The organism is Rhizobium sp. AAP116, from assembly GCF_001295785.1.
Classification (GTDB): Bacteria; Pseudomonadota; Alphaproteobacteria; order Rhizobiales; family Rhizobiaceae; genus Allorhizobium.
The window spans coordinates 90,413-115,589 of the sequence record NZ_LJIB01000003.1 but is presented as its reverse complement, the minus strand read 5'-3'; the positions used below and the strand labels follow the sequence as shown (position 1 = coordinate 115,589).

Genomic DNA, 25,177 nt, shown 5'->3' with positions numbered 1-25,177 from the left:
GAGGTCTCCTTAGCGGCGGATGTTGAGGGAGAAGAGGCCTTGCGGGCGCAGCATCAGGATGCCCACGACGGTCAGCAGCGTCAGGACCTTGGCCATGGAGCCGCTAAGGAAGAATTCCATCGTTGACTGGGCCTGGGAGATGGTGAAGGCCGAGGCGATGGTGCCGATCAAGCTGCCTGCACCGCCAAAGACGACAACGAGGAAGGTATCGACGATGTACAGCTGTCCGGCGGTCGGACCGGTCGAGCCGATCATGGTAAAGGCAGAACCGGCAATGCCGGCGATGCCGCAACCGAGACCGAAGGTCATGCGATCGACTTTCTTTGTATTGATACCGACGGCACCGGCCATGACGCGGTTCTGCACCACGGCGCGCACCCGCTTGCCCCAGGAGGAGCGATACATAAGGAAATAGACGGCGCCCGCGATGATCAGGGTAAGGGCCATGACGAAGAGACCGTTGAGCGGCACCTCGATCGTGTCACTGACGGCAACGGAGCCCATCATCCAGTCGGGCAAGGTCACGCCGACCTCTCGGGCACCGAAGACCGAGCGATAGAGTTGCTGCAGGACGAGCGATAGGCCCCAGGTGGCGAGCAGCGTGTCCAGAGGGCGGCGGTAGAGATGGCGGATCAGCGCCCATTCCACGAACACGCCAAGCGAAAAAGAGGCGGCGAAAGCGAGCGCCATGGCAACGAAGAAGTAGAAGGGGAAAAGCGCGGGCAGATAGGCAGTCACCAAAGTGGAGACGAGATAGGTGACATAGGCGCCAAGGATCATGAACTCCCCATGCGCCATGTTTATTACCCCCATCTGTCCGAAGATGATGGCAAGACCGAGCGCCATCAGCACGAAGACGGAAAACAGGATCAGCCCTGCAAAACCCTGCATGGCCAGGATCGAGAAGAATTCACTATAGGTATACTCGCCGATCATTGCGTCACCTCGCATGCCCTCGAAACGTTCGGGAAAAAGGGGGCCGGCCTGTGCCGGCCCTCCAGGCGGGGAACAATGCTTATTGATAGCCTTCCGGGAACGGGTCCGGCTCCATCAGGTCCGTCGTCTCGTAGACGACGTCGTACTGGCCGTCGGCACGGGCGTGCCCGATGCGGGTCTTGGACCAAAGGTGGTGGTTCTCGTGGACCTTCACATAGCCTTCCGGTGCCGTCGTCAGTTCGATGCCAGGCGAAGCGGCGCGCACCTTGTCGATGTCGAAGGAACCAGCCTTCTCCACCGCCGCCTTCCACAGCCAAGGGCCGAGATAGGCGGCCTGGGTGACGTCGCCGATGACGATGTCGTCGCCCCACATCTTCTTGAACTCGGCGACAAAGGACGTGTTGTTGTCGTTCGGCAGGCTCTGGAAGTATTTCATGGCGGCATAGGCGCCCACCATGTTCTCGCCGCCAATGCCGAGGATCTCGTCCTCGGTGACCGAGATCGTGAGAAGCAGCGGCTTCTCCTTGGTCATATCAATGCCGGCAGCCTTCAGCTGCTTGTAGAAGGCGACATTCGAACCGCCGACGACGATCGCATAGATGACATCGGGCTTCTTCAGCTTGATCTTGTTGATCACCGAATTGAACTGGGTATGCCCGAGCGGGTAGTATTCCTCGCCGACAACTTCGAGGCCGAGTTTCTCGATGTGCTTGCGGGCGATCTTGTTGGACGTGCGCGGCCAGATATAGTCAGAGCCGAGCAGATAGAAGCTCTTTGCGCCCTTCTCCTTTACCACCCAGTCAATGCCAGCGAGAATCTGCTGGGTTGCTTCCTGACCGGTGTAAATGACGTTGGGCGACTGCTCGAGCCCTTCGTAGAATGTCGGATAGTAAAGCATGCCGTTATACTGCTCGAATACGGGCAGAACAGCCTTGCGCGAAGCCGAGGTCCAGCAACCGAAGACGGCCGCGACCTTGTCCTCAACGAGCAGCTTCTTCGCCTTTTCGGCGAAGGTCGGCCAGTCGGAGGCACCGTCTTCCTGGATCACCTCGATCTTGCGACCAAGAATGCCGCCACTGGCATTGATCTGTTCGATGGCGAGCTTTTCAGCTTGAACCGAGCCGGTCTCGGAAATCGCCATGGTGCCGGTAACAGAATGCAGGATGCCCACTTTCACGGTGTCGTCGGTCACAGCCAGGCCAGTGGCATTGACGACTGCAGTGGATGTGTCCTGCGCGAAGATCGGCGTGCTCAGCGCCGTCAACAGCGGGAACGACGCCACGCCTGCAAGCAGGGCTCGGCGACTGATGCTCAGCGGTGGGATTTTGGGGTCGTCAGACATGGCGTGCCTCTTCATCGTTGTGGAGGGTTGCAGCAGGGCCAGCAGCGAGGGAACCGGCCAACTGGAGGTAACCTCGTCGCAATTGGTGCAACGCAACAATGGAGCGTTTGACGTATACCCACCCGGGTCTTTGTCCCTTAAGGTCGTATCCAGTTGAGGCAATCCGACCGAGAAACAAAGAGAAACCAAGGGCCTGCGTCACCCGTCCATTTGACCCGCATCCGTCTTTTGTAGGGATATGAAAACGCTCGTTCTTTGACTGGTACGAGAATTGCTTCGCGAGAGGGCGTACAGCGTGATCGGCCATCGCCGGTCGCAGGGGGATGAATTGAACCAGGCCGAGCGGATTCCCAGAATTCGGCGGACCTACAACAAGTGGGTCGCCAACCAGACCTTGGAGGATTATGCCCTCCGCTTCACCGCACACGAGGTGCGTCGCTTCTCGCCGGGGCGGATCGCCAATACGGCACTGGGCGCCATTTCATTCCTGGCGCTGGAGGCGATCGGCGGAGCTATAACCCTGAGCTACGGCTTCACCAATGCAACGCTTGCGATTCTGGTCGCATGCTCGGTCATGCTGGTGATTGGCATCCCGATCGCCTACAGCGCCGCCCGTTACGGGGTGGATATCGATCTACTCACCCGCGGTGCCGGTTTCGGCTATCTCGGCTCCACGGTCACCTCGCTGATCTATGCCTGCTTCACCTTCCTCTTCTTCGCCATTGAGGCCGCCATCATCGCCAAGGCGCTGGAGTTGATTACAGGACTGCCGCTCTCGATCGGCTATATCGTCAGTGCAGTCGCGATCATTCCGCTGGTCACCCACGGCGTGACGTTCATCAGCCGGTTTCAAGCCTGGTCGCAGCCCTTCTGGGTGGTGCTGCAGCTTGCTCCCTTTGTCTTCATAGCATCTCAGGGGCTGCAGCCGGTGCGGGACTGGACCGGCTATACCGGGCTCCTCGGCCCGATGGACCACAGCTTCGATGTTGCGCTTTTTGGTCTCTGCTCGGCCGTGGTCTTCTCGCTGGCCGCACAGATCGGCGAGCAGGTGGACTATCTCCGCTTCCTGCCGCGTAAAACCGAAAAGAACCGGATCCAGTGGTGGGTCGCTCTGCTCAGTGCAGGTCCCGGCTGGATCGTGATCGGCGGGCTGAAGATTCTGGCCGGCTCCTTCCTCGCCTTTTACGCCTTCCGCAATGGGGTTGCATTCGAGGATGCATCCGACCCGACGCAGATGTATCTGACCGTGTTCAGCCAAATGCTGGGCTCACCCGAATTTGCGCTCGGCGTCACCGGCATCTTTGTTGTGATCTGCCAGGTCAAGATCAATGTCACGAACACCTATGCAGGCTCCATCGCCTGGTCGAACTTCTTCTCGCGCCTGACCCACAGCCATCCGGGCCGTGTGGTCTGGCTCGTGTTCAACGTGATGATCGGCCTGTTGCTGATGGAATTCGGCATCTACAAGGCGCTGGAGACCGTGCTCGGCCTCTATTCTATTGTTGCGATCGCCTGGACCGCCTCGATCGCCGCCGACCTGATGATCGCAAAGCCTCTCGGCCTGTCGCCACCGATCATCGAATTCAAGCGGGCCCATCTCTACGATATCAATCCGGTTGGCTTCGGCTCGATGACGATCGCCGTGCTCGCGGCCTTCGCCGCCTATGGCGGGCTGATGGGTGAGCTCGCCACGAAGATTTATGTCTACGTCGCACTCGCTTTGCCGTTCCTGCTCGTACCCTTGATTGCGAAGGCGACGGGCGGGCGCTATTACATCGCCAGAACGAGCTGCGTTGAGGCCGACGCCCAGGGGCATACCGGATGTTCGATCTGCGAACTGAAGTTCGACCGGGAGGACATGGCGCATTGCCCAGCCTATTCGGGACCGATCTGCTCACTTTGCTGCTCACTGGACGCACGATGCCACGACATTTGCAAGTCCGATGCGCGGTTCAGCCAGCAGGCGAAGTCACTTGCCCAGTCCTGGCTGCCGGCCGGAGTGGCCGAGGCGGTGAACGGCAGCGTGATGCGCTATCTGGCGCTTTTCTCAGTCGTGAACGCCTTTATGGGCAGCGTCTTCTGGCTCATCCACTTCCAGAGCACGATCGAATATCCGGATGCTGCGGAACTGATCGGCTTCGAGCTCTGGAAGCTCTACATTATCCTCTTCATCCTGGCCGGCATCGTCACCTGGCTTTTCGTTCTGGCACAGGAGAGCCGTGACTTCGCAGAGGAAGAGGCCAGTCGCCACACCCGCTTGCTCATGGACGAAATCCGGGCGCATGAAGAAACCGACCGGCTGCTGCAGAAGGCGAAGGAGGCGGCGGAATCGGCCAATCTTGCCAAGAGCAAATATGTTGTTGGCCTCAGCCACGAACTGCGCACGCCGCTGACCGCGATCCTAGGTTATGCCCAGGTGCTTGAGCGTCAGCAGGGCATGCCGAACATCGTCCACAATGCCGCCCGGACCATCAAGCGCAGCGGAGAGCATCTCGCCGACATGATCGAGGGGTTGCTTGATATCTCCAAGATCGAGGCCGGCAAATTCGAGATCTACCGCCACAAAATCGCGCTCGGTCCGTTCCTCGACCAGATTGTCGATATGTTCAGCCTGCAAGCCCAGGCCAAGGGTATTGGCTTCGAGTTCCGCGCCACCTCCCCCATCCCGGATTATGTGTTCGCCGACGAGAAGCGCCTGCGACAGGTGCTGATCAACATGCTCTCAAACGCCATCAAGTTCACCCATCGCGGGCAGGTCTGCTTCACGCTATCCTATCGCGGCCAAGTGGCCACCTTTGAAATCGAGGATACCGGCGTCGGCATCAAGCGGCAGGATCTGGAGCGGATCTTCCTGCCGTTCGAACGCGCGGAGCAACCACACGGCCAGGCCCAGCCCCCAGGAACGGGGCTTGGGCTCACGATCACGAGACTGTTGGTCGAGATCATGGGCGGAGACCTGAAGCTCGCAAGCCGCCCGGGTAAGGGCACACAGTTCACCATCCGGCTGATGCTCTCCGAGGCGCAAAGGCCTGAGGACATGGTGGCGCCGGCTCTGGCCGTCGCCGGCTATGAGGGACGCCGCCGGATGATCCTGATAGCCGATGACGATACGACCCAGCGGGCGCTGATGGAGGAGGTTCTGACCCCGCTCGGTTTCTCGGTGGTAACGGTGAATGATGGTCCGGCCTGCCTCTCCACGCTCGCTCTCCATCGCCCGGATATTGTCATTCTCGATCTTGCGATGCCCAGCATGTCCGGGTGGGACGTGGCCAAGCGCATCCGCCAACGTTACGGCCGGGATCTTCCCATACTGATCCTGTCGGCCGATGCCGGAAACGAACGCACCAAGCCCGAATATGTCCCGCTCTTTGATTCCTACCTGATCAAGCCCTTCAATTTCGAAGGACTGTTCGAACGTCTGGCGACCCTCATTCCGCTGACATGGATTCTCGATGACGGCGTTCACGTCGAGGCTTCCCAACGACCTTCTTTCACGCTGGAGGAACTGCCCGAGCCGCGCAAGCTACAGCAGCTCAAAACGCTGGGCGAGACAGGCTTCGTCCGTTCGATAGAAGCGATGCTCAACGATCTGGAAATCTCCACCCCTGGAACAGAGCGCTTCTGCAGGCATATGCGCCAACTGGCCACGAACTATCGCCTCCGCGAGTTCCTGGCGATTATTGAGGATACCAAGAGCCATGCCTGACGCATTCGATGGCAACCGTGTTCTGATTGTAGACGATTCCAGCGAGGCGCTCGCCATGCTCTCGGACGCCCTCAGCCTTGAGGGCCTTGAGGTGCACACCTCAAGCAGCGGAAGATCAGCCATTTCCATGGCCAATTTCAAAGTGCCTGACATCGTCTTGATGGACGCGATGATGCCTGGACTGGACGGTTTCGAGACCTGCAGGATTCTGAAGGCGGCCCGCGGCTTCGAAGACCTGCCGGTAATCTTCATGACCGGGTATAACGAGAATGAGCATGTCGTGAAGGCGCTTGCATCAGGCGGCGTCGACTTTGTCGTCAAGCCGATCCGGCTCGATCAGCTCTTTGCCCGCATGCGTGTCCATCTGAGCAATTCTAAGCGCGCGCGGTCGGCCCGTCATGCTCTCGATTCTACGGGTCGCTGGATTGTCGCTTGCGACACGAACGGGCTGATCGCCTGGTCGACACCCCAGGCATCGGATCTCTTGGCCAAGGTTGGCATAAGGGCAGACACCAACAGCTATCTGCCGCTCGAGATCCTCTCCTGGCTGGCGGACGGCGCTTGCAATGATGTTGGCGGCAATCCGAACGTCTTTCATTACGCGCGGCTTGGCCACGACATTGAGTTTCGGCGCCTTTCGGACAGCGGGGACGACGAGATTTTGCTGCGGCTTGTCGACCGTCGTCGCGGCGCCGACGAGGAACAGCTTGCAAGGGCCTTCGGCGTGACACTGCGTGAGGCGGAGGTTCTCCTATGGGTGGCCCACGGAAAGTCAAACAAGGAAATTGCAGATATCCTGGACATGTCACCGCGCACCGTAAACAAGCACATGGAGCAGATCTTCAACAAACTCGCCGTTGAGAAGCGGACCTCCGCCGCCACTCTGGCCGTGCGAGTGCTGTGGCGGGAATGATGAAAGAGCGACATGAGTGCCATCAAACTGGCCCGCTGCCGGTTTCATGGACATCGGGCTAAAGCGTTGCTGCTGAACCCGGAGAGCATGAATGCAAAGATGAATACTCACCCCGTGAGTCCAAGCTTGAAGCCGTGACGTTGCCGCGAGAACCTGGGGTCAGTGTTGCGCAGACCTCATGATCCTGATGTTCAAAAGGTGACCCGCGTTTCAGTCAACCACTGCCATCTGGCTCGACAAGTTGTCCGGCGTGTGGATAGTGTGAGGCCAGGCGGCTGGGAGGCGAGCCGAACGCAGATAAGTGAAAGCCGCAGTATCGATCGCTCGTGCCATCGCATGAGCGCTGCATAGGAATGTCCGAAGGTTGCAAAGACAGCTATGACGGAACTCACCACATCGTTCAGCTATAGCCCGGTCCTCGTCGCTCTTTCAGTGGTGGTGGCAATCCAGGCGGGATACGTCGGCATCAGTCTCGCGCTTCTCATACCAGCCGCCTTTGCCAACCGACGCCGCCTCCTGATCGCAGGCTCGGCGATGACGCTCTCAGTCGGCATCTGGAGCATGCATTTCATCGGCATGCTGGCGATCACCACCGCCGTCGCGATCGACTATGCCGTCGTACCCACGCTTCTCTCATTCCTCATTTGCTGTCTTGTCACGGGCGTCGCGATCTACCTTGCGAGCCTGCGATCGCAGCGCCTGCTAGTGATCGCCGCACTGCTCATGGGCATTGGCATCACCACAATGCACTATGTCGGCATGACGGCCGTGCATTCGGTATTTCATCTCACGCACGATCCCGCCTACGCTCTGGCCAGTATAGCGATTGCCATCGCTGCGTCCGGCCTTGCGCTCTGGCTCGCCTTTTCCGCCGACAGGCGACCGCCACTGTTTCTCTGTGCCGTGGTGCTCGGCTGCGCAGTATCGGGTATGCACTATATGGCGATGGCAGGAACGACACTGCATCTGGCCGCTGCAGAGGTGGCAAACACGACATCCTTGATGTCCGGCGACATACTGGCAGCCATTGTGAGCGTGGTCGCCTGTAGCATCTCGGCCGTGTTCATGCTGGCGCTGGTCCCAACAGAGCCGAAAGATACGCGCGGCGAGAACGCCTGGAACGCGGCACATGCTGTGCCAGACGCGCGCCCACCGGAAGGCCCCCAATCGGACATTACCCCAACGATCTCGCTAAATCCGGCCGAGCAGCACCTCATGCAGACCGCGACCGAACCCGGCCCGGTGGTGGCCGCAGTCGCTGCGTCGCCTGCCCCAATTCTGTCCGCAGACGATCTCCTGCTGCCGATCGAAAGGAACGGCAAGCGTTTTCACATTGCAGCAGATGACATCGTTTCGGTTCATTCCAACGCGCATTACACCTATATCTTCAACGGTCGTGACGACCTTTTCTGCCCACTGTCGATCTCCGACATCGCAGCGCGCCTGCCCGAGACGATTTTTTCCCGGGTCCATCGCAGCTATATCGTGAACCTCTTATTCGTTGTCCGCATCAAGAAGACCGGTGACTCGGGCGTGGTCGAACTGGATACGCCGATCAGGCGTACGGTGCCTGTCAGTCGGTCGAGGCTGACAGGCTTTCGGTCTGAGCTCGCCGCCTTCAAAGCATCGAGAAGCGGCATCACCCCCGACTTGCGTTAGGTCAATTCCCCTGCCGCATTTCGTGCGCAACTCGCTGCATTTCGTGCAAATGGAGGCGTTTTGGTGCGCTTGCCATTGTTTGGCGGCAACATTCATCGCCTGCTGTGCTGACTCGACAAAGGCCAAGGAGGTTCGGCCTTTAACGATGCGAGACGAAGCTTTGGGAGGAGCGACGGATGATACCTGGCACGTTCGATTACCATCGGCCAACGACAGTCGAAAGCGCTGTCGCATTGTTGTTGCAACTCGGCGAGGATGCCCGGCCGCTGGCCGGCGGTCACAGCCTGATACCGCTGATGAAGACACGGCTGGCAGCGCCTGAGCATCTCGTTGATCTCACCGCTATCGAGGGGTTGCGTCGCCTGGAAGTGGTCGGCACTGATGTGATCATCGGGGCGATGACAACACAGCATTTGGTCATCACCAGCACCTTGCTCGCAGACCTCGTTCCAATCCTTCGCGAGACAGCCCTCGTCATTGCCGACCCACAGATCCGCTACAAGGGCACGATCGGCGGCAATTGCGCCAACGGTGATCCCGGCAATGACATGCCGGCTCTGATGCAGTGTCTTGGAGCCAGCTACCAGCTGACCGGCACCGGTGGCAGCCGCCAGGTTCCGGCGCGGGATTTCTATCTCGGTGCCTATGAGACCGCTCTGAAACCTGGCGAAATCCTGACCGAGATCCGCATTCCGGTGCCGCCTGCCGGTCATGGCTACGGCTATGAAAAGCTCAAGCGCAAGGTTGGAGACTATGCGACGGCGGCGGCGGCAGTGGTGATCACCATGGCGGGAGGCACCTGCACCAGTGCCTCCATCGGCCTGACGAATGTGTCCGAAACGCCGCTCTGGGCGTCCGAGGCCGCTGGCATTCTGGTTGGCAGCACGCTCGATGCGGCAACCGTCAATGCGGCAGTCGCTGCGGCCGAGGCCATCACCAATCCGGCCTCCGATATGCGTGGGCCTGCCGAATACCGCACCAAGATGGCCGGTATCATGCTGCGCCGGGCACTCGAGCGGGCACAGACCCGCGCCAAGGGTTGAGGGGGAAACAATGACAAAATCGCATATCAAAGTCACGATCAATGGCAAGGCTGTCGAGGCTCTCGTCGAGCCGCGCACGCTGCTGATCCACTTCCTGCGCGAGCAGCAGAACCTGACGGGCGCCCATATCGGCTGCGACACCGGCCATTGCGGCGCCTGCACGGTCGATATGGACGACATGTCGGTGAAGAGCTGCATGACCTTCGCAGTCCAGGCCAACGGCGCCAGCATCACCACGATCGAAGGTGTGGCCAATCCGGACGGAACGCTCAGCGCTTTGCAGGAGGGCTTCCGCATGATGCATGGCCTGCAATGCGGATACTGCACGCCGGGCATGATCTTGCGCGCCCATCGCCTTCTTCAGGAAAACGCCAATCCGACCGAGGAGGAAATCCGCTACGGCATCGCCGGCAATCTCTGTCGCTGCACCGGCTATGTGAACATCGTCAAGGCCATCCAGTATGCGGCGGCCAAGATCAATGGAACACCGTTTCAGGAGGCCGCGGAATGAACGAGCAAGTCAAAATTGACACCGATCGCGCCGAGCGGACCGAAAAGCTGCAGGGCATGGGGTGCAAGCGTAAGCGCGTCGAGGACATCCGCTTTACGCAAGGCAAGGGCTCCTATGTCGACGACCTGAAACTGCCGGGCATGTTGTTCGGCGATTTCGTCCGGTCGCCGCATGCGCATGCGCGCATTGTCAGCATCGACACGTCGCGCGCCAAGGCGCTGCCGGGGGTGATTGCGGTGCTGACAGCTGCCGATCTGAAGCCGCTTGGCCTGCACTACATGCCGACGCTTGCCGGAGACGTCCAGGCGGTTCTGGCTGAAGAGAAAGTGCTGTTCCAGAACCAGGAAGTCGCCTTCGTCATTGCCGAGGATCGCTACATCGCCTCTGATGCGACCGAACTCGTTGATGTCGTCTACGAAGCGCTGCCCTGCATCGTCGATCCGTTCAAGGCCATGCTGCCGGATGCGCCGATCCTGCGCGAAGACATCAAGGACAAGATGGTTGGCGCCCACGGACCGCGCAAACATCCCAACCACATCTTCGAATGGCAGATCGGCGATAGACAAGCGACAGACGATGTTTTTGCGAAGGCGGATGTGACGATCAAGGAAATGCTGGTCGACCACCGCACCCATCCGTCGCCGCTCGAAACCTGCCAGTCGGTCGCCTCGTTCGACAAGGTCAAGGGCGAACTGACGCTCTGGGGTACCTTCCAGGCACCGCATGTCATCCGCACGGTCGTCTCGCTGATCTCCGGCCTGCCGGAACACAAGATCCACGTGATCGCGCCGGATATCGGCGGTGGCTTCGGCAACAAGGTCGGCGCCTATGCCGGCTATGTCTGCTCTGTCGTCGGCTCGATCGTGCTGGGCGTGCCGGTCAAATGGGTGGAAGACCGGATGGAGAACCTCTCCACCACATCCTTTGCCCGCGACTATCACATGACCACGGAACTGGCCGCCACCAAGGACGGCAAGATCCTCGGCATGCGGGTGCATGTGCTGGCCGATCACGGTGCCTTCGATGCCTGCGCCGACCCGTCCAAATGGCCGGCCGGCTTCATGAATATCTGCACAGGCTCTTATGACATCCCGGTGGCACATCTGGCCGTCGATGGTGTCTATACCAACAAGGCGTCCGGCGGCGTCGCCTATCGCTGTTCGTTCCGGGTAACCGAGGCGGTGTTTGCCATCGAGCGCGCCATCGAAGTCTTGGCCCAGAAGCTCGGTATGGATGCCGCGGAGTTGCGGATCAAGAATTTCATCAAGGCCGAGCAGTTTCCCTATCACTCGGCGCTCGGCTGGGAATATGACAGCGGCGACTATCACACCGCCATGAAGAAGGCGATGGACGCAATCGACTATAAGGCCCTGCGTGCCGAACAGGCGGAAAAACGCGAGGCTTTCAAGCGCGGCGAAACGCGCGAGTTGATGGGCATCGGCATTTCGTTTTTCACCGAAATTGTCGGCGCGGGACCGGCCAAGAACTGCGACATTCTCGGCATCGCGATGTTCGATTCTGCCGAGATCCGCATCCATCCAACCGGCTCCGTGATTGCCCGGATGGGCACCAAGAGCCAGGGGCAAGGGCACGAGACGACCTATGCCCAGATCATCGCCACCGAACTTGGCATTCCCGCCGACGACATCATGATCGAGGAAGGCAATACCGATACGGCTCCTTACGGTCTCGGCACCTACGGCTCACGATCGACCCCGGTTGCCGGCGCTGCAACCGCAGTGGCTGCCCGCAAGATCAAGGCCAAGGCCCAGATGATCGCCGCCCATATGCTCGAAGTGCATGAGGGCGATCTGGAGTGGGATATCGACCGCTTCCGCGTCAAGGGCCTGCCAGAGAAGTTCAAGACGATGAAGGAGATCGCCTGGTCGGCCTATAATGCCCCGCCGCCGAACCTCGAGCCCGGTCTGGAGGCGGTCAACTATTACGAGCCGCCCAACATGACCTATCCCTTCGGCGCCTATTTCTGCGTCATGGATATCGATGTCGATACGGGTGTGGCCAAGACGCGACGCTTCTACGCGCTGGACGATTGCGGCACGCGCATCAATCCCATGATCATCGAGGGACAGGTGCATGGCGGGCTGACGGAAGCCTTTGCCTGTGCCATGGGCCAGGAGATCCGCTACGACGAGATGGGCAATGTCATGGGGGCGTCCTTCATGGACTTCTTCCTGCCGACCGCCGTCGAGACGCCGCATTGGGAGACGGACTTTACCGTCACGCCCTCGCCGCATCATCCGATCGGTGCCAAGGGCGTCGGTGAAAGCCCGCATGTCGGCGGCGTGCCGTGCTTCTCCAATGCGGTCAACGACGCCTATGCCTTCCTCGATGCCGGCCATATCCAGATGCCGCATGATGCCTGGCGGCTGTGGAAGGTCGGCGAACGTCTCGGGTTGCACGGGTAAGTACGGATCAGTCGATGGCAGTGACACTTCCTCAGGAGAAGATTGCCGCGCAGATGGCCGCGGTCGGGTATGTGCCCGATCGCGACCTGTCGACCGCGCTATGGCTGATGGACAGCCTGTCACGGCCGCTGCTTCTGGAAGGCGAGGCAGGTGTCGGCAAGACGGAGGTCGCACGCGCCCTGGCGCTGGCGCATGAAACAAAACTGATCCGGTTGCAATGCTATGAAGGGTTGGACCAGAGTTCGGCCCTCTATGAATGGAATTACCAGCGGCAGTTGCTGGCGATCAAGGCGCGCGAAGTCCTCAATGCCGACGAGGTCGAAGAGGCGATCTTCTCCGAAAAATACCTGCTTGAGCGGCCTCTGCTGGCCGCCATCCGGCAGGCAAAGGCACCGGTTCTGCTGATCGACGAGGTTGATCGGGCAGACGAGGAGTTCGAGGCCTTTCTTCTGGAGCTTCTATCGGATTTCCAGGTGTCGATACCGGAACTCGGGACGATTACGGCGACGACCATTCCGCGGGTTATCCTGACCAGCAACGGAACCCGCGAGTTGTCCGACGCGCTCAGGCGCCGGTGCCTCTACCACTACGTCGATTTTCCTGATGTCGACCGCGAGGCGCGGATCATCCTGTCGCGACTGCCGGGCATTGATGCGGCGCTGGCCTTGCAGATCGCTTCGATGGTCGGCCTCATCCGCAAGGAGGACCTGCGCAAGACACCGGGTGTCGCCGAAACGCTCGATTGGGCCGCAACGCTTGCCGGCCTCGATATCCGGCATCTGCATGACGAGCCCGAGGCGGTGCATGAGACCTTGATGTGTCTGATCAAGACAGCGGAGGACAAGGCCCGCATGTCGCGCCAGGTTACCGAGCGACTGCTCGGAAGGGTGGCGTGAGATGAGCGCGCTGCGGATGGCCGAGCCAGATCTGGGCGACTTGATGCGGACGAAGCTCTCCGGCTTCGTTGCGACGCTGCGCGACAATGGTTTCATTGTCGGTCTTGCGGAATATCGCGACGCGCTCACTGTGATGAGCGGCGACAGTGCCAGCCGGCCTTCGCGGCTGCGCCCGGCGCTCAGATCGCTGTTTTGCAGCCGACATTCCGATTGGACGATGTTCGATGAGATTTTTGATGCCTTCTGGCTGAAACGGGGCATGAAATCTGCCACGCGGATGTCGGGCGCACCGCAAAAGGCCCCTGACGGGGTGCAGGCGGCCGCGTCCGGAGCGCGCGGTCAGGGGGCCCAAGAACACGCGGATCATGTCCAGCGTGGTCAGGGTGAAGAGGCTTTCGAGACCGGCGAAACCCGGCGTGAGGGCGCGTCCCGCGCCGAGTTCATCGGCAAGACCGACTTCCGGCACCTGACGCATCCGGACGATCTCGCCGAGGCGCATCGCCTGGCTGAACGCCTCGCCGTTTCGATGCGTGCGCGCATCACGCGGCGCATGCGGGCGCGGCGCCAAGGCCAGCGGCTTGATCTCAGGCGCACGATCCACAAGAGCATCGCGAATGGCGGCACGCCGATACAGTTGGTGTTTCGGAAGCGGCGGGAAAAACCGCTGCGGCTGGTCGTGCTTCTCGACGGTTCCGGCTCGATGAGCCTCTACTCGGCGGTGTTCCTGCGCTTCATGCATGGCGTGCTCGATGCATTTCGCGAGGCCGAGGCATTCCTTTTTCACACGCGCCTCGTTCATATCGCGCCGGCGCTGCGGGAGCGCGATCCGCAGCGTGCCGTCGAGCGGATGGCGCTGATGGGTCAGGGAACCGGCGGCGGAACCCGCATCGGCGACAGTCTTGCAACCTTCAACAGATGGCATGCGAAACGCTGCATCCATTCGCGGACCTGCGTCATGATCGTGTCTGATGGTTACGACACGGGGCCGGCCGAACGGCTGAGCGACGAGATGCGGGCGCTCCGGCGGCGGTGCCGGCGGATCGCATGGCTGAACCCGATGATCGGCTGGCAGGACTATGCCCCGGAGGCGGCCGGTATGAAGGCGGCGCTTCCTTACGTCGATCTCTTTGCGCCGGCTCACAACCTGGAGAGCCTCAAGGCGCTCGAACCCTATCTGGCGAGGATCTGAGCATGCAGGACACCTCCGATATTCTCGATCTGGTCAGTCAGACCAAGGCGCGTGGAGAGCCCTTTGCCATCGCAACGGTCGTCCGCACCGTCTCGGTTACGGCTGCCAAGGCGGGTGCCAAGGCTGTGGTCTTGGCAGACGGTAGCATTTCTGCCGGCTGGATCGGCGGCGGTTGCGCCCGTGGTGCCGTGCTGAAGGCTGCGGCTGAGGCCATCCGCGACGGTCAGCCTCGCCTGATCAGCATCCAGCCGAAAGACCTGCTTGAGGTGCAACAGGTCAAACCCGGCGACATGAAGGACGGCGTGTTCTACGCCCGCAACATGTGCCCGAGCCAGGGCACGATGGATGTGTTCGTCGAACCCGTCCTGCCGCGCCCGCACCTTGCTATTCTTGGCGCCTCTCCGGTGGCTGTGGCCCTTGCCGATATCGCCCGGCGCATGGGGTTCTTCGTCACAATCTGCGCACCGAAGGCCGATCATGCAGCGTTTGGCATCACGGACCGGATGGTCGATGGTTTCGACCTCCCAACCGACGGCTCACAGCAAGGATATATTGTCATTGCGACCCAAGGACGCGGTGATAGCGCAGCGCTGAAGGCGGTTCTTGGAATCCAAAGCCGCTATACCGGCTTCGTCGGTTCGCGCAAGAAATTTGCGGCGCTGAGACGCGACCTGGAAGGCGACGGGATCGATGCCAGAGCGTTGGACGACATTCACTCGCCGGCGGGTCTCGACCTCGGCTCGATTACACCAGACGAAATTGCCTTCTCGATCGTCGCGGAAATGATCGAGATCAGGCGACGCGGCCAAAGAAACGCATAATGGGAGAACAATCATGGACATGAACGGATCACAACGCATAGAAGCGTCGCGCGAAGCCGTCTATGCGGCTCTGAACGATGTGGACATCTTGCGCCAGTGCATACCCGGCTGCGAATCCATCGAAAAGACGTCCGAAACCGAGATGGTCGCCAAGGTGACGCTGCGCATCGGCCCGGTCAAGGCGAGCTTTGCCGGCACTGTCACCCTGTCCGATCTGGATCCGCCGAATGGCTATACGATCTCTGGAGAGGGGTCAGGCGGCATGGCCGGTTTTGCCAAGGGGGGCGCCAATGTCACGCTCGAACCGGATGGCGATGCAACAATTCTGCACTATGTCGTGAAAGCCGAAATTGGCGGCAAGCTGGCGCAGATGGGCAGCCGGCTCATCGACAGCACGGCGAAGAAACTGGCGGGCGACTTCTTTGAGAAATTCGGCGCGGTTGTCGGCGAACCGGCTGTCGTAGAGCCGCTTGCTGTCGAAGAACCTTCTGAAGAGAAGGCCAGCAAGGGGTGGATGAGCCGCATCCTCGGTACCAGCACCACAGCCTTCCTCATTCTCGCCCTCACGCCGGGCCTATGCTGCATCGCCGGCGATCATTCGGCTATGGGAGAAGACATGATGATGTCCTCGATCTGTTCAGAGCAGCCAGGGTTGCTCTGAACACCTGCAGTCCTTTCGTTGCGTGTAAGCGGTGCGCAGGAAAACTTGAGGCATTTCTCCCAAGAATCTGGTTTTCGTCCATATTGCTTTTGAGGCGTTCACATCCACCAAGCTGTTCCGATTCACGATGCCTTGCGGCTCTGGTCCCAGATCACAAGCGTTTCAGGAATACAGTGCAGGTGTGCGTGAACAGCACGCAAATGAGATTTCCAGTCCCGACTTTGCCTGCGGGAACCAGATTAGAGACCTGTGATCGTTCCATCCGATACTGGCTTGTCGTCCGGTTTCAACCGCCTGGCCTTGGCGTCGCCCAACATCAAAAAATCACTTCATTTCGCATCGCATGCATCCGGCCTAGCCCGCCATTTGGCCCGCCACAACCACTGAAATTCGGCGCGAAGACATGCGACGAAATTGAGTGTGGAAGATGGCAAAATTTACATTTTGTGTTGTGCGTTCAATACGATACGAGCCAAAAGTAGATCGATCGAGACTCAACGGTAGGCAGACACCCGGTCCGCCACGAAACACAAATGTCCATACCGAAGACTTCCGTGATCGCTCGCGCCGGATCCACGGTGCCCTCCCCCGAACCTGAAGTACGCCCTACGGCGGTTGCCCTCCGGACCTGCCCGCAAGGATTTCGCGTGCCGCGCCAGGGTGGAGCTCTGTTTTTTCCGCAAGATCGATCAGATTGTAATCATTGATTTAGCCGATCACCAACGCCCGTGTCCTATTCTGGATCAAGGCAGGTTGGCAGGATTGGTTTCATGCGTGTGACGGTGGCCCTGATGATCGCGGCGGTGTTCAGCATCCTGGCGATCAAATGTTCCGAGCAATCCCTCGGTGGCGGACGGTTGACGGCATCTGCGACCGATGTTTCCGCAGGTTGATCTTCTCAGACGACCGGGGTTGTGGCTTTTCGACCACAGCCTGCTGTCTTTCGATGTATTTCCAGCTTGAAAGCGGCCTCAGAGGAACCGGTTTTGCCGCAATCTCGTTGAGGATCGCCAGGCAGGAGCAAAGACCATGAGATACATTTTCATCCTGCTGATCGCCTCGGTGCTCAGCATACTCGCCTTAAAATATGCGAACAATTCGCTCGGCGGCGGCGAACTGATGGCATCGCCGATGGATGTGTCGCAGGAAACCTGATTGCACAACCGTTCATCCGGCGGCTCAGAATGCGCCGCCCCGTCAGCCTAGAAGGCCATCCAGCCATTCACGCGACAGGCGTGTTTCCAACTCCGTCGCCAGATCGTCCAAGGCCGCGTCGACACTCGCCCGATAGTTCGTTCCGCCGCCATGAACCCCGAAACTCTCGAGAAGCTTGCGTCTATAGGCGTCGCTCGAGAACAGCCCGTGCAGGTAGGTTCCGATAACGCGCCGATCGGCGGAGCCCGCACCGTCAGCCCGTCCGTCGATGCGAATCGGGGCTCGTAGCGTATCCGGTCCTTGTGTCACCCCGAGATGGATCTCGTAACCCGCGAGAGCGACGTCGTGTTCGAGAGAGTGGGCCTCGCTGTTGCGGACCGTTTTTTCCGGCGCCATCACGGTTTCGACGTCGAGCAGGCCAAGTCCGTCAACTGTGCGTGGCGCGCCTTCGAGGCCGAGGGGATCGGCAATGCTGCGACCCAGAATCTGATAGCCGCCACAAATTCCGATCACGCGTCCGCCGCGCCTGACATGCATTGCAAGATCCCGGTCCCAGCCGTGGCTACGTAGTTCCTCCAGATCAGCGATCGTGGACTTGGAGCCAGGCAGGACCACCAGACCAGCATCGACAGGCAAGGGTTCGCCTGCGCGGACATAAACGAGATCGACCTCCGGTTCGGCTGCGAGCGGATCGAGATCGTCGAAATTGGCAATGCGCGACAGGACGGGCACGGCGACCTTCAAGGCGCCGCCGGTGCCCTTGACCAGGCGTTCCAGGACGACGGAATCCTCTGCCGGCAGGCGCGCGGCGGCCTTCAGCCAGGGGATGACGCCGAAGCAGGGCCAGCCGGTAAAGGTGCCTATCGCCGAAAGACCGTCGTCGAACAGCGTGACGTCACCACGGAACTTGTTGATGATGTAGCCGATGATCTGGGCGCGATCCTCGTCCGGCAGTATCGTATGCGTGCCCACGAGGGAGGCGATCACCCCTCCCCGATCGATGTCTCCGACAAGCACTACAGGCACGCCGGCGCGGGTGGCAAAGCCCATATTGGCAATATCGCCCGCCCTTAGGTTGATTTCGGCGGGCGAGCCGGCGCCTTCGACGATGACGAGGTCCTTACCCGCACAGACAGTTTCAAAACTTTCAAGGACGGCGCCCAAAAGCTGCGGTTTCAGCCGTTGGTAGTCACGACCCTTGGCCTGGCCGAAGACCTTGCCCTGGACGATGATCTGGCTGCCAGTTTCGCTCTGGGGCTTGAGCAGAACAGGATTCATGTGAACGGATGACGGCGTGCGGGCGGCGAGCGCCTGGAGCCATTGCGCACGGCCGATCTCCCCGCCGTCATCGGAGACGGCTGCGTTGTTGGACATGTTTTGCGGCTTGAAGGGCGCCACCTTGAGCCCCCTGTTCGCAGCCAGACGGCACAGTCCGGCCACAAGTATCGTCTTTCCGACATCCGATCCTGTCCCCTGCAACATGATCGCTCGTGTCATCGTGTCCTGTCCCGTTTCCGCCGCGGCATTGTCTGCCTATTTTTCATGATCTTGCAGCGATCTCGCCGGCAAAGTTGATGCAAATGCGACACTGCGGCAGCCTGTCGCGGCCGATAGCTCAGCAGTTGATCATTTGCGACATTCAATGACGGTTTGCGCGCTGGTGCGGAGACTTCGCAGTGATTATCTGCGGCTCGAAACCAGCGCCCTCAAGAGCGCGGCAATCTAGGAAACACCCATGCTCTACATCCTGCAGAACCGCAATAGCCTGGCTATCGCCTGGAACGGCCGTGCGCCGCAGCACAAGACCATCGCACGCTGGGAAGTGCGCAATCCGATCTCGTTTCGCAAGGGTTGATTCTCAGCAGGCGGCCGATCGGTGACTGCACCTTTTGCGAAGTCACTCTGACTATCGGTCGAGCCTGAAAAACAAAACGCCCCGGGACGCAATACTCGATCCGGGGCGCAACCGACAGTAACGCGTCGGCCCTCTCATCTACCGCTGTAGATGTTACCGGATCGTTAGCCCGCCGCCGCGGGCGACATTTTTTCAATTTTTTTTGTGCCTGCACGCGCGCGCCTTCGCGCCTGTCATATTGACGCAGTTGGGACAAGTTAGGTCTCACGTTGGATTGCAGCCAAACCACGCTTCTGTTCCGCCCGACACAACTGCTCGTCCGTTGGGCGCATTGACCTCGCGCCGAGGCCGAAATGCGGCAAAATCAGTCGCAACAATAGCTTGGCGCCGCTGCCGCCGCTGATCACAGGGGTCGCGAGAGGTTGATTTTCGAAACCAAAGACGTAGGCTTAGTGTCGTGACACGAGGTCGACGGGCAACAACGCCCCTTAAGACAAGGCCTGGTCCACTGGATGACGCACCGGCCAGACGCGTCCGGGCGCTCATGCGCATGAAGACAAAATTGGCAGCGCGGTCCGCAGTAGCCGCCCCTGCCCTTCCCGATGAACGCTGCAAGATAAGACTGGGAGGTCTTAACTCCATGAAGAAGCTGATTGCTTCCACCATTCTCGCCGCGGGTCTCTACGCAGTTGCCGGCTCTGCCCAGGCTGCCGAATGCGGTGATGTTTCGATTGCCGAAATGAACTGGGCGTCGGCCGGTGTCGCCGCCTATGTCGACAAGATCATCCTAGAAAGCGGCTATGGCTGCTCGGTGACGGTCGTCACCGGCGACACGATGCCGACGTTCGCCTCCATGAATGAAAAAGGCCAGCCGGACATGGCTCCGGAATTCTGGGTCAATGCCGTGCGTACCGCGCTTGACGAAGCCATTGCCGAAGGTCGTCTGATCCAGGCCGCTCCGTTGCTGTCGGATGGCGGCGTGGAAGGCTGGTGGATTCCGAAGTTCATCGCCGATGCCAATCCGGACATCAAGACTGTCGAAGATGCGCTTGCCCGTCCGGAGCTTTTCCCGGCGCCGGAAGATGCATCCAAGGCTGCAGTGACCAACTGCCCCTCGGGTTGGAACTGCCAGGTCTCGACCGCCAATCTCTATCGTGCACTCGGCGCCAAGGAGAAGGGTTTCGAGCTGGTTGATACCGGCTCGGCTGCCGGCCTTGACGGCTCGATCGCCAACGCTTTCGAAAACAAGAAGGGCTGGCTCGGTTATTACTGGGCTCCGACCGCAATTCTCGGCAAGTACGAGATGGTGAAGCTCTCCTTCGGCGTTGAACATGACAAGGCCTCCTGGGATGCGTGCACCGCCGTTCCAGACTGCGCTGATCCGAAGGTAAATGCCTATCCGGTTTCCGACGTCTACACCGTCGTCACCAAGGGCTTTGCCGAAAAGGCAGGCGTTGCCATGGATTACGTGAAGACCCGCAAATGGGACAACGCGACCGTCGGCAAGGTTCTCGCCTGGATGGAAGAAAACCAGGGCACCAACGAAGACGGCGCCAAGCACTTCCTCGAAACCTATCCGGACATGTGGACGACCTGGGTCGCCCCTGAGGTCGCCGAAAAGGTCAAGGCGTCTCTGTAAGCAAGATCGACGACTAACTGCGGCGGGCCCTGGTGCCCGCCGCGCTTTCTGCGAAGCGGCATGCCGCATCACGCCATTCAACGACTCCCGACGTCGCAGACGGCATGAATTCCCTTCCGGAACTCAATTAGCCTCTCACTCGGGAATATGGCATCGCCGTCAGGGGCCCATCGCAGCGTTTCACACGTCATAAAGTGCGAGGGTCGACAAGGGGAACGAGATGGCTTCGACTTTATGTAACTACCTGCCCGAAGTGCTGTGCAGGTTTCCAGAAATCGACGATACCGTCATGCGCGTCGCGCGAAAAAGTATCGACGACAGTTTCAAGGGCTTCGTGCGTGCCTATGGCAATGTCATCGACGCGGTGACCCATCCACTACAGCTCTTCCTGAACTGGCTTGAAGCGCTGTTCGTCAGCACGCCCTGGTTCATCTTTCTGGCGGTCATGGTCCTGATTGTGTATTACGCCAGCCGCAACATGCGGATCGTAGGTTTGACGATCATCGGCATGCTGTTCATCGGCTTCGTCGGTCTCTGGGAAGATACGATGATCACATTGGCCATCGTCACCGTGTCCACTCTGCTCGCCATTATCATCGGCATCCCGCTGGGGATCCTTATGGCGCGGTCAGACAGAGCCCAATCCATCATCAATCCGATCCTTGACGTCATGCAGACGATGCCGAGTTTCGTCTACCTCATTCCGGTCGTCATGGTCTTCGGCATCGGCAAGGTTCCGGGCGTCATCGCCGTTGTCATCTATGCCGTTCCGCCGATGATCCGCCTGACCAATCTCGGCATCCGACTGGTCGATCGCGAAGTGCTGGAAGCGGCAGATGCTTTCGGGTCCTCACCGCGGCAGAAACTGATGAACGTGCAGATCCCGCTCGCGCTGCCGACCGTCATGGCCGGCATCAACCAGACCATCATGATGTCGCTCGCCATGGTCGTCGTCGCCTCGATGATCGGTGTCGGCGGGCTCGGCAAGAACGTGCTGCAGGCGATCTCCAACCAGTTCCTGACGATCGGGTTCCTCAACGGTTTTGCGCTCGTTGCCATCGCCATCATCTTCGACCGCGCCAGCCAGGCTTACGGCAAGCGCCTTCAGCGCCACACGGAGGTGGTCCATGGCTAGTCACGACATCGAAATCCGCAATCTCTACAAGATCTTCGGCCCCAATGGCGGTGCCTTCATCGACCAGGTGAAGGCCGGCATGTCGAAGTCGGAGCTTAATGAGACCCACGGACATGTGCTTGGCCTCAAGGATATCAACATCGAGATGCCCGGCGGCGGCATCACCGTCGTCATGGGCCTGTCGGGCTCCGGCAAGTCGACACTGATCCGCCACATCAACCGGCTGATCGAGCCGACGTCGGGCGAAGTTCTCTATGACGGCGTCGACGTCTGTCAGATGAACCCGCTGGAGCTTAGAGAGTTTCGCCGCCACAAGACGGCGATGGTGTTCCAGAAATTCGCACTGCTGCCACACCGCACCGTGCTCGAAAACACCGTCTATGGTCTCGACATCCAGGGCATTCCACGCTCAAAGAGCGAGGAGATCGGTCGCCGCTGGATCGACCGCGTCGGGCTCTCGGGCTTCGAGGGGCATTATCCGAACCAACTCTCGGGTGGCATGCAGCAGCGTGTGGGGCTTGCCCGGGCGCTCTCCAACGATGCTGACATTCTGCTGATGGACGAAGCCTATTCGGCTCTCGATCCGCTCATCCGCGTCGATATGCAGACGGTTCTGCTCGATCTGCAGCAGGAATTGAAAAAGACTGTCGTCTTCATCACCCACGATCTCGACGAGGCGCTGCGTCTCGGTGACAAGATCGCGATCCTGAGGGATGGCGAGGTCATTCAGCAGGGTTCCGGCCAGGACATCGTGTTGCAGCCGGCCGACGACTACATCTCGGCCTTCGTCAAGGAAGTGAACCGCGGCCGTGTCATCCGTCTCGACACGATCATGGGGCCTCTGACCGGGACTGCCGAAGGTCTCGCGATGCCGGGCGCAACGGTCTTGGAGGCTGCAGCCCGCACCATGACGGATGCGCGGCAATCGAGCGCAGTGGTCACCAACGACGGCGGCACGCCAATCGGACGCGTCGATCTCCAGCAGATCATTGCCGCCATGGTCACGCCGAAGAGTCACGAAGACAACCAGATCGCCGCCGAATAGCGACGATACCAATCGATGTCTTCTACAATACGGCCCCGTCTCTCGCGGGGCCGCTCTCTTTTTCGAGATTGAAACCATATAAAGACTTCTTTATATGATTGGCATGTCAATCAAAGGATCCGCCATGGCAACCCCTTCCAATCCGCTCTCCGAACTTCTGGCCGAAAAGGGCGTGTTGCTCGCCGACGGCGCGACCGGCACCAACCTCTTCGCTCAGGGCCTCGAGGCCGGTGAGGCGCCGGAACTCTGGAACGAGGCGCAGCCGGAAAAGATCGTCAAGCTGCATCAGGATTTCGTCGATGCCGGCGCCGACATCATCCTGACCAATTCCTTCGGCGGCACGCGCCATCGCCTGAAGCTGCACCATGCCCAGGACCGCGTTCATGAACTGAACAAGAAGGCCGCAGAGATCGCTCGTTCGGTTGCCGACAAGGCACCGCGCAAGGTGATCGTCGCCGGCTCTGTCGGCCCGACCGGCGAGTTGCTGATCCCACTCGGTGCGATGTCTTACGAGGAAGCTGTTGCTGCCTTTGTCGAGCAGATGGAAGGCCTGAAAGCGGGCGGTGCCGACGTTGCCTGGATCGAGACCATGTCCTCGGCGGACGAAATCCGCGCGGCTGCCGAGGCCGCCGTCAAGGTCGGCATGCCCTATACCTTTACCGGATCGTTCGACACGGCCGGCAAGACGATGATGGGTCTTCACCCGAAGGACATTCATGGTGTTGCGCCCGACATCGGGACCGGTCCGCTGGCTGTCGGCGCCAATTGTGGCGTCGGCGCCTCCGACATCCTGCAGAGCCTGCTCGACATGACCGGGGCCAATCCGGAGGCGACTGTCATCGTCAAGGGCAATTGCGGCATTCCGGAATTCAGGGGAACCGAGATCTTCTATTCGGGCACGCCGCCGCTGATGGCGGATTATGCACGCCTCGCCCGCGATGCCGGCGCGAAGATTATCGGTGGCTGCTGCGGGACTTCCTGCGATCATCTCGCCGCCATGCGCAAGGCGCTTGACGACTATACGCCCGGCCCGCGCCCGACGCTCGACGTCATCGTCGATCGCATCGGGCCGCTGCGCAACAAGACCGCAGACGAGAGCGGCGCGCAGGAAAGCAGCCGTCGCCCCCGCCGTCGCGGCAACTGAGACAGCCAAACGAACGCAAATGGAAAAGGGCGCCACAGGGCGCCCTTTCTGTTTCCACGGTAAGCCGAGGGGATCGGCCGACGAAGCCGCAGATGACGAAGAGTTGGGGCTGATGGCGCCGAGGCAGCCAAACAGACATTCGAGATCGCCATCCCGCGCGTCACCTAAACGTGAGATGTAACTTCGAGCGCCCTTCGACACAGTCCGGCTATTGGACGGGTCCTCAAGGCTTCGGCTTTGCATCAAGGAGACATCACTGTGCGAAAATCAGGCCTTTTGACTTGGCTCGCAGTCAGCATGACTGCAGGCTTCGTTTCCGCCCAAGATATGAGCAGACTGCCGGATGGTGAGATAACCCGCTTTGGCAGCTATTCCGCATGGCTGGTTGGTCCGACAGATATCTATCGCCATGCGGCTCTGGGGGACGCCATTGAGGCGGAAGGCTTCGTCATCGAGCGAGACGGATCGCCTCTCTCCCATCGGCTACCGGCGGATCAGGTCTATGAAGATCGGCGTGTTCGGCTGACCGATGTGGATGGCGATGGCAGTCCGGAGGCCTTGATCATTCGGGCCGATCTGACACAGGGCGCGTCCCTTGCCCTATACACAATCAAGGGAGACGAGATCGAGTTGATGGCGGAAAGTGAGCCTATCGGCCAGAGGAACCGCTGGCTCAATCCCGTCGGCATTGCCGACTTCAGCGGCTCAGGCGAGCCGCTCATCGCCGCAGTTGTCACGCCCCATCTGAGCGGATCGCTGCGCTTCTATCGCATCGAGGGCAAAGGGCTGGTCAATCTGGGCGGCATTGACGGTGTGACAAACCACATCAATGGTAGTCGGGATCTGGACCTCTCGAATGTTGCAGACCTGGACGGCGACGGCAGCATGGAGATCGTTCTGCCCTCGCTGGACAGGACGCGGTTGGTCGCAGTTTCCTTTCGCCAAGGACGCGCCAAAATAGCCGCGGAATGGCCGGTCCCCTCACCCATCCAACGAATGAGTCCGGCCGGCGATGGCACAGTCAAACTTGAATTGGCGAACGGCCAAAGATCGACTGTTAACCTGCAAAAATGAAAACGCCCGGCGCAATGGCCGGGCATC

20 protein-coding genes are annotated in these 25,177 nt (G+C 60.1%); 17 read left to right on the top strand and 3 right to left on the bottom strand.

Annotated features, from left to right (window positions below; genetic code table 11):
* Positions 1–9: 9 nt before the first annotated feature.
* Both urtB and urtA read right to left on the bottom strand, forming a co-directional pair.
* Entirely contained in the window at positions 10–936 is a 927-nt protein-coding gene (urtB, locus tag IP85_RS02605; protein WP_054148106.1) for an urea ABC transporter permease subunit UrtB, read from the bottom strand.
* A 79-nt stretch (positions 937–1,015) separates the two neighbouring features.
* Positions 1,016–2,278, bottom strand: coding sequence for an urea ABC transporter substrate-binding protein (gene urtA / locus IP85_RS02600; RefSeq protein ID WP_054148105.1), 1,263 nt, complete (start codon positions 2,276–2,278; stop codon positions 1,016–1,018).
* A 328-nt stretch (positions 2,279–2,606) separates the two neighbouring features.
* On the opposite strand from urtA, the gene IP85_RS02595 reads away from it, so the two are divergent.
* From IP85_RS02595 to IP85_RS22605, 12 genes are all read left to right on the top strand, one after another.
* Positions 2,607–5,984 (top strand): ATP-binding protein, encoded by a 3,378-nt coding sequence (locus tag IP85_RS02595; RefSeq protein WP_054148141.1) that lies wholly within the window; start codon positions 2,607–2,609, stop codon positions 5,982–5,984.
* Positions 5,977–6,897: a response regulator gene (locus tag IP85_RS02590; protein WP_054148104.1), complete on the top strand. Its 921-nt coding sequence runs from the start codon at positions 5,977–5,979 to the stop codon at positions 6,895–6,897. Before IP85_RS02595 ends, IP85_RS02590 begins: the two co-directional genes overlap by 8 nt.
* A 378-nt stretch (positions 6,898–7,275) precedes the next feature.
* Positions 7,276–8,556 carry an MHYT domain-containing protein gene (locus tag IP85_RS02585; RefSeq protein ID WP_054148103.1) on the top strand — a complete coding sequence of 427 codons (1,281 nt, stop codon included), beginning with the start codon at positions 7,276–7,278 and terminating at the stop codon, positions 8,554–8,556.
* A 176-nt stretch (positions 8,557–8,732) separates the two neighbouring features.
* Positions 8,733–9,599 (top strand): xanthine dehydrogenase family protein subunit M, encoded by an 867-nt coding sequence (locus IP85_RS02580; RefSeq protein ID WP_054148102.1) that lies wholly within the window; start codon positions 8,733–8,735, stop codon positions 9,597–9,599.
* A gap of 10 nt (positions 9,600–9,609) precedes the next feature.
* Positions 9,610–10,110 (top strand): (2Fe-2S)-binding protein, encoded by a 501-nt coding sequence (locus tag IP85_RS02575; RefSeq protein WP_054148101.1) that lies wholly within the window; start codon positions 9,610–9,612, stop codon positions 10,108–10,110.
* A complete protein-coding gene (locus IP85_RS02570) occupies positions 10,107–12,536 on the top strand; it encodes an aerobic carbon-monoxide dehydrogenase large subunit (protein ID WP_054148100.1) in 2,430 nt (809 codons plus the stop codon). Before IP85_RS02575 ends, IP85_RS02570 begins: the two co-directional genes overlap by 4 nt.
* Positions 12,537–12,550: 14 nt before the next feature.
* The gene (locus IP85_RS02565; protein WP_054148099.1) at positions 12,551–13,432 is read left to right on the top strand and encodes a MoxR family ATPase; all 882 of its coding nucleotides are present in this window, start codon (positions 12,551–12,553) and stop codon (positions 13,430–13,432) included.
* Position 13,433: 1 nt separating this feature from the next.
* Positions 13,434–14,621 (top strand): VWA domain-containing protein, encoded by a 1,188-nt coding sequence (locus tag IP85_RS02560; RefSeq protein ID WP_054148098.1) that lies wholly within the window; start codon positions 13,434–13,436, stop codon positions 14,619–14,621.
* 2 nt (positions 14,622–14,623) lie between these two features.
* Positions 14,624–15,442, top strand: a complete 819-nt coding sequence (locus IP85_RS02555; protein ID WP_054148097.1) for an XdhC/CoxI family protein — start codon at positions 14,624–14,626, stop codon at positions 15,440–15,442.
* A gap of 13 nt (positions 15,443–15,455) precedes the next feature.
* Positions 15,456–16,103, top strand: a complete 648-nt coding sequence (locus tag IP85_RS02550; protein WP_054148096.1) for a carbon monoxide dehydrogenase subunit G — start codon at positions 15,456–15,458, stop codon at positions 16,101–16,103.
* A 770-nt stretch (positions 16,104–16,873) separates the two neighbouring features.
* Positions 16,874–16,996: a hypothetical protein gene (locus IP85_RS22610; RefSeq protein WP_280949597.1), complete on the top strand. Its 123-nt coding sequence runs from the start codon at positions 16,874–16,876 to the stop codon at positions 16,994–16,996.
* A 136-nt stretch (positions 16,997–17,132) separates the two neighbouring features.
* On the top strand, positions 17,133–17,258 hold the full coding sequence (locus IP85_RS22605; RefSeq protein WP_256367281.1) for a hypothetical protein: 126 nt from the start codon (positions 17,133–17,135) through the stop codon (positions 17,256–17,258).
* Positions 17,259–17,300: 42 nt separating this feature from the next.
* Here IP85_RS22605 and IP85_RS02545 read toward each other — a convergent pair whose 3' ends face one another.
* Positions 17,301–18,755 (bottom strand): cobyric acid synthase, encoded by a 1,455-nt coding sequence (locus IP85_RS02545; protein WP_054148095.1) that lies wholly within the window; start codon positions 18,753–18,755, stop codon positions 17,301–17,303.
* Positions 18,756–19,753: 998 nt separating this feature from the next.
* On the opposite strand from IP85_RS02545, the gene IP85_RS02540 reads away from it, so the two are divergent.
* The 5 genes from IP85_RS02540 to IP85_RS02520 all read left to right on the top strand — a co-directional run bounded on the left by IP85_RS02540 (position 19,754) and on the right by IP85_RS02520 (position 25,150).
* The gene (locus tag IP85_RS02540) at positions 19,754–20,752 is read left to right on the top strand and encodes an ABC transporter substrate-binding protein (RefSeq protein ID WP_054148094.1); all 999 of its coding nucleotides are present in this window, start codon (positions 19,754–19,756) and stop codon (positions 20,750–20,752) included.
* A gap of 220 nt (positions 20,753–20,972) precedes the next feature.
* Positions 20,973–21,887, top strand: a complete 915-nt coding sequence (locus IP85_RS02535; RefSeq protein WP_054148093.1) for a proline/glycine betaine ABC transporter permease — start codon at positions 20,973–20,975, stop codon at positions 21,885–21,887.
* Complete coding sequence (locus IP85_RS02530; protein WP_054148092.1) at positions 21,880–22,932, top strand: glycine betaine/L-proline ABC transporter ATP-binding protein; 1,053 nt, start codon at positions 21,880–21,882, stop codon at positions 22,930–22,932. The genes IP85_RS02535 and IP85_RS02530 overlap by 8 nt, the downstream gene beginning before the upstream one ends.
* Positions 22,933–23,056: 124 nt before the next feature.
* Positions 23,057–24,076, top strand: a complete 1,020-nt coding sequence (gene bmt / locus IP85_RS02525; RefSeq protein ID WP_054148140.1) for a betaine--homocysteine S-methyltransferase — start codon at positions 23,057–23,059, stop codon at positions 24,074–24,076.
* A 297-nt stretch (positions 24,077–24,373) separates the two neighbouring features.
* Positions 24,374–25,150, top strand: a complete 777-nt coding sequence (locus IP85_RS02520; RefSeq protein ID WP_054148091.1) for a hypothetical protein — start codon at positions 24,374–24,376, stop codon at positions 25,148–25,150.
* The last annotated feature ends 27 nt before the right edge of the window (positions 25,151–25,177 follow it).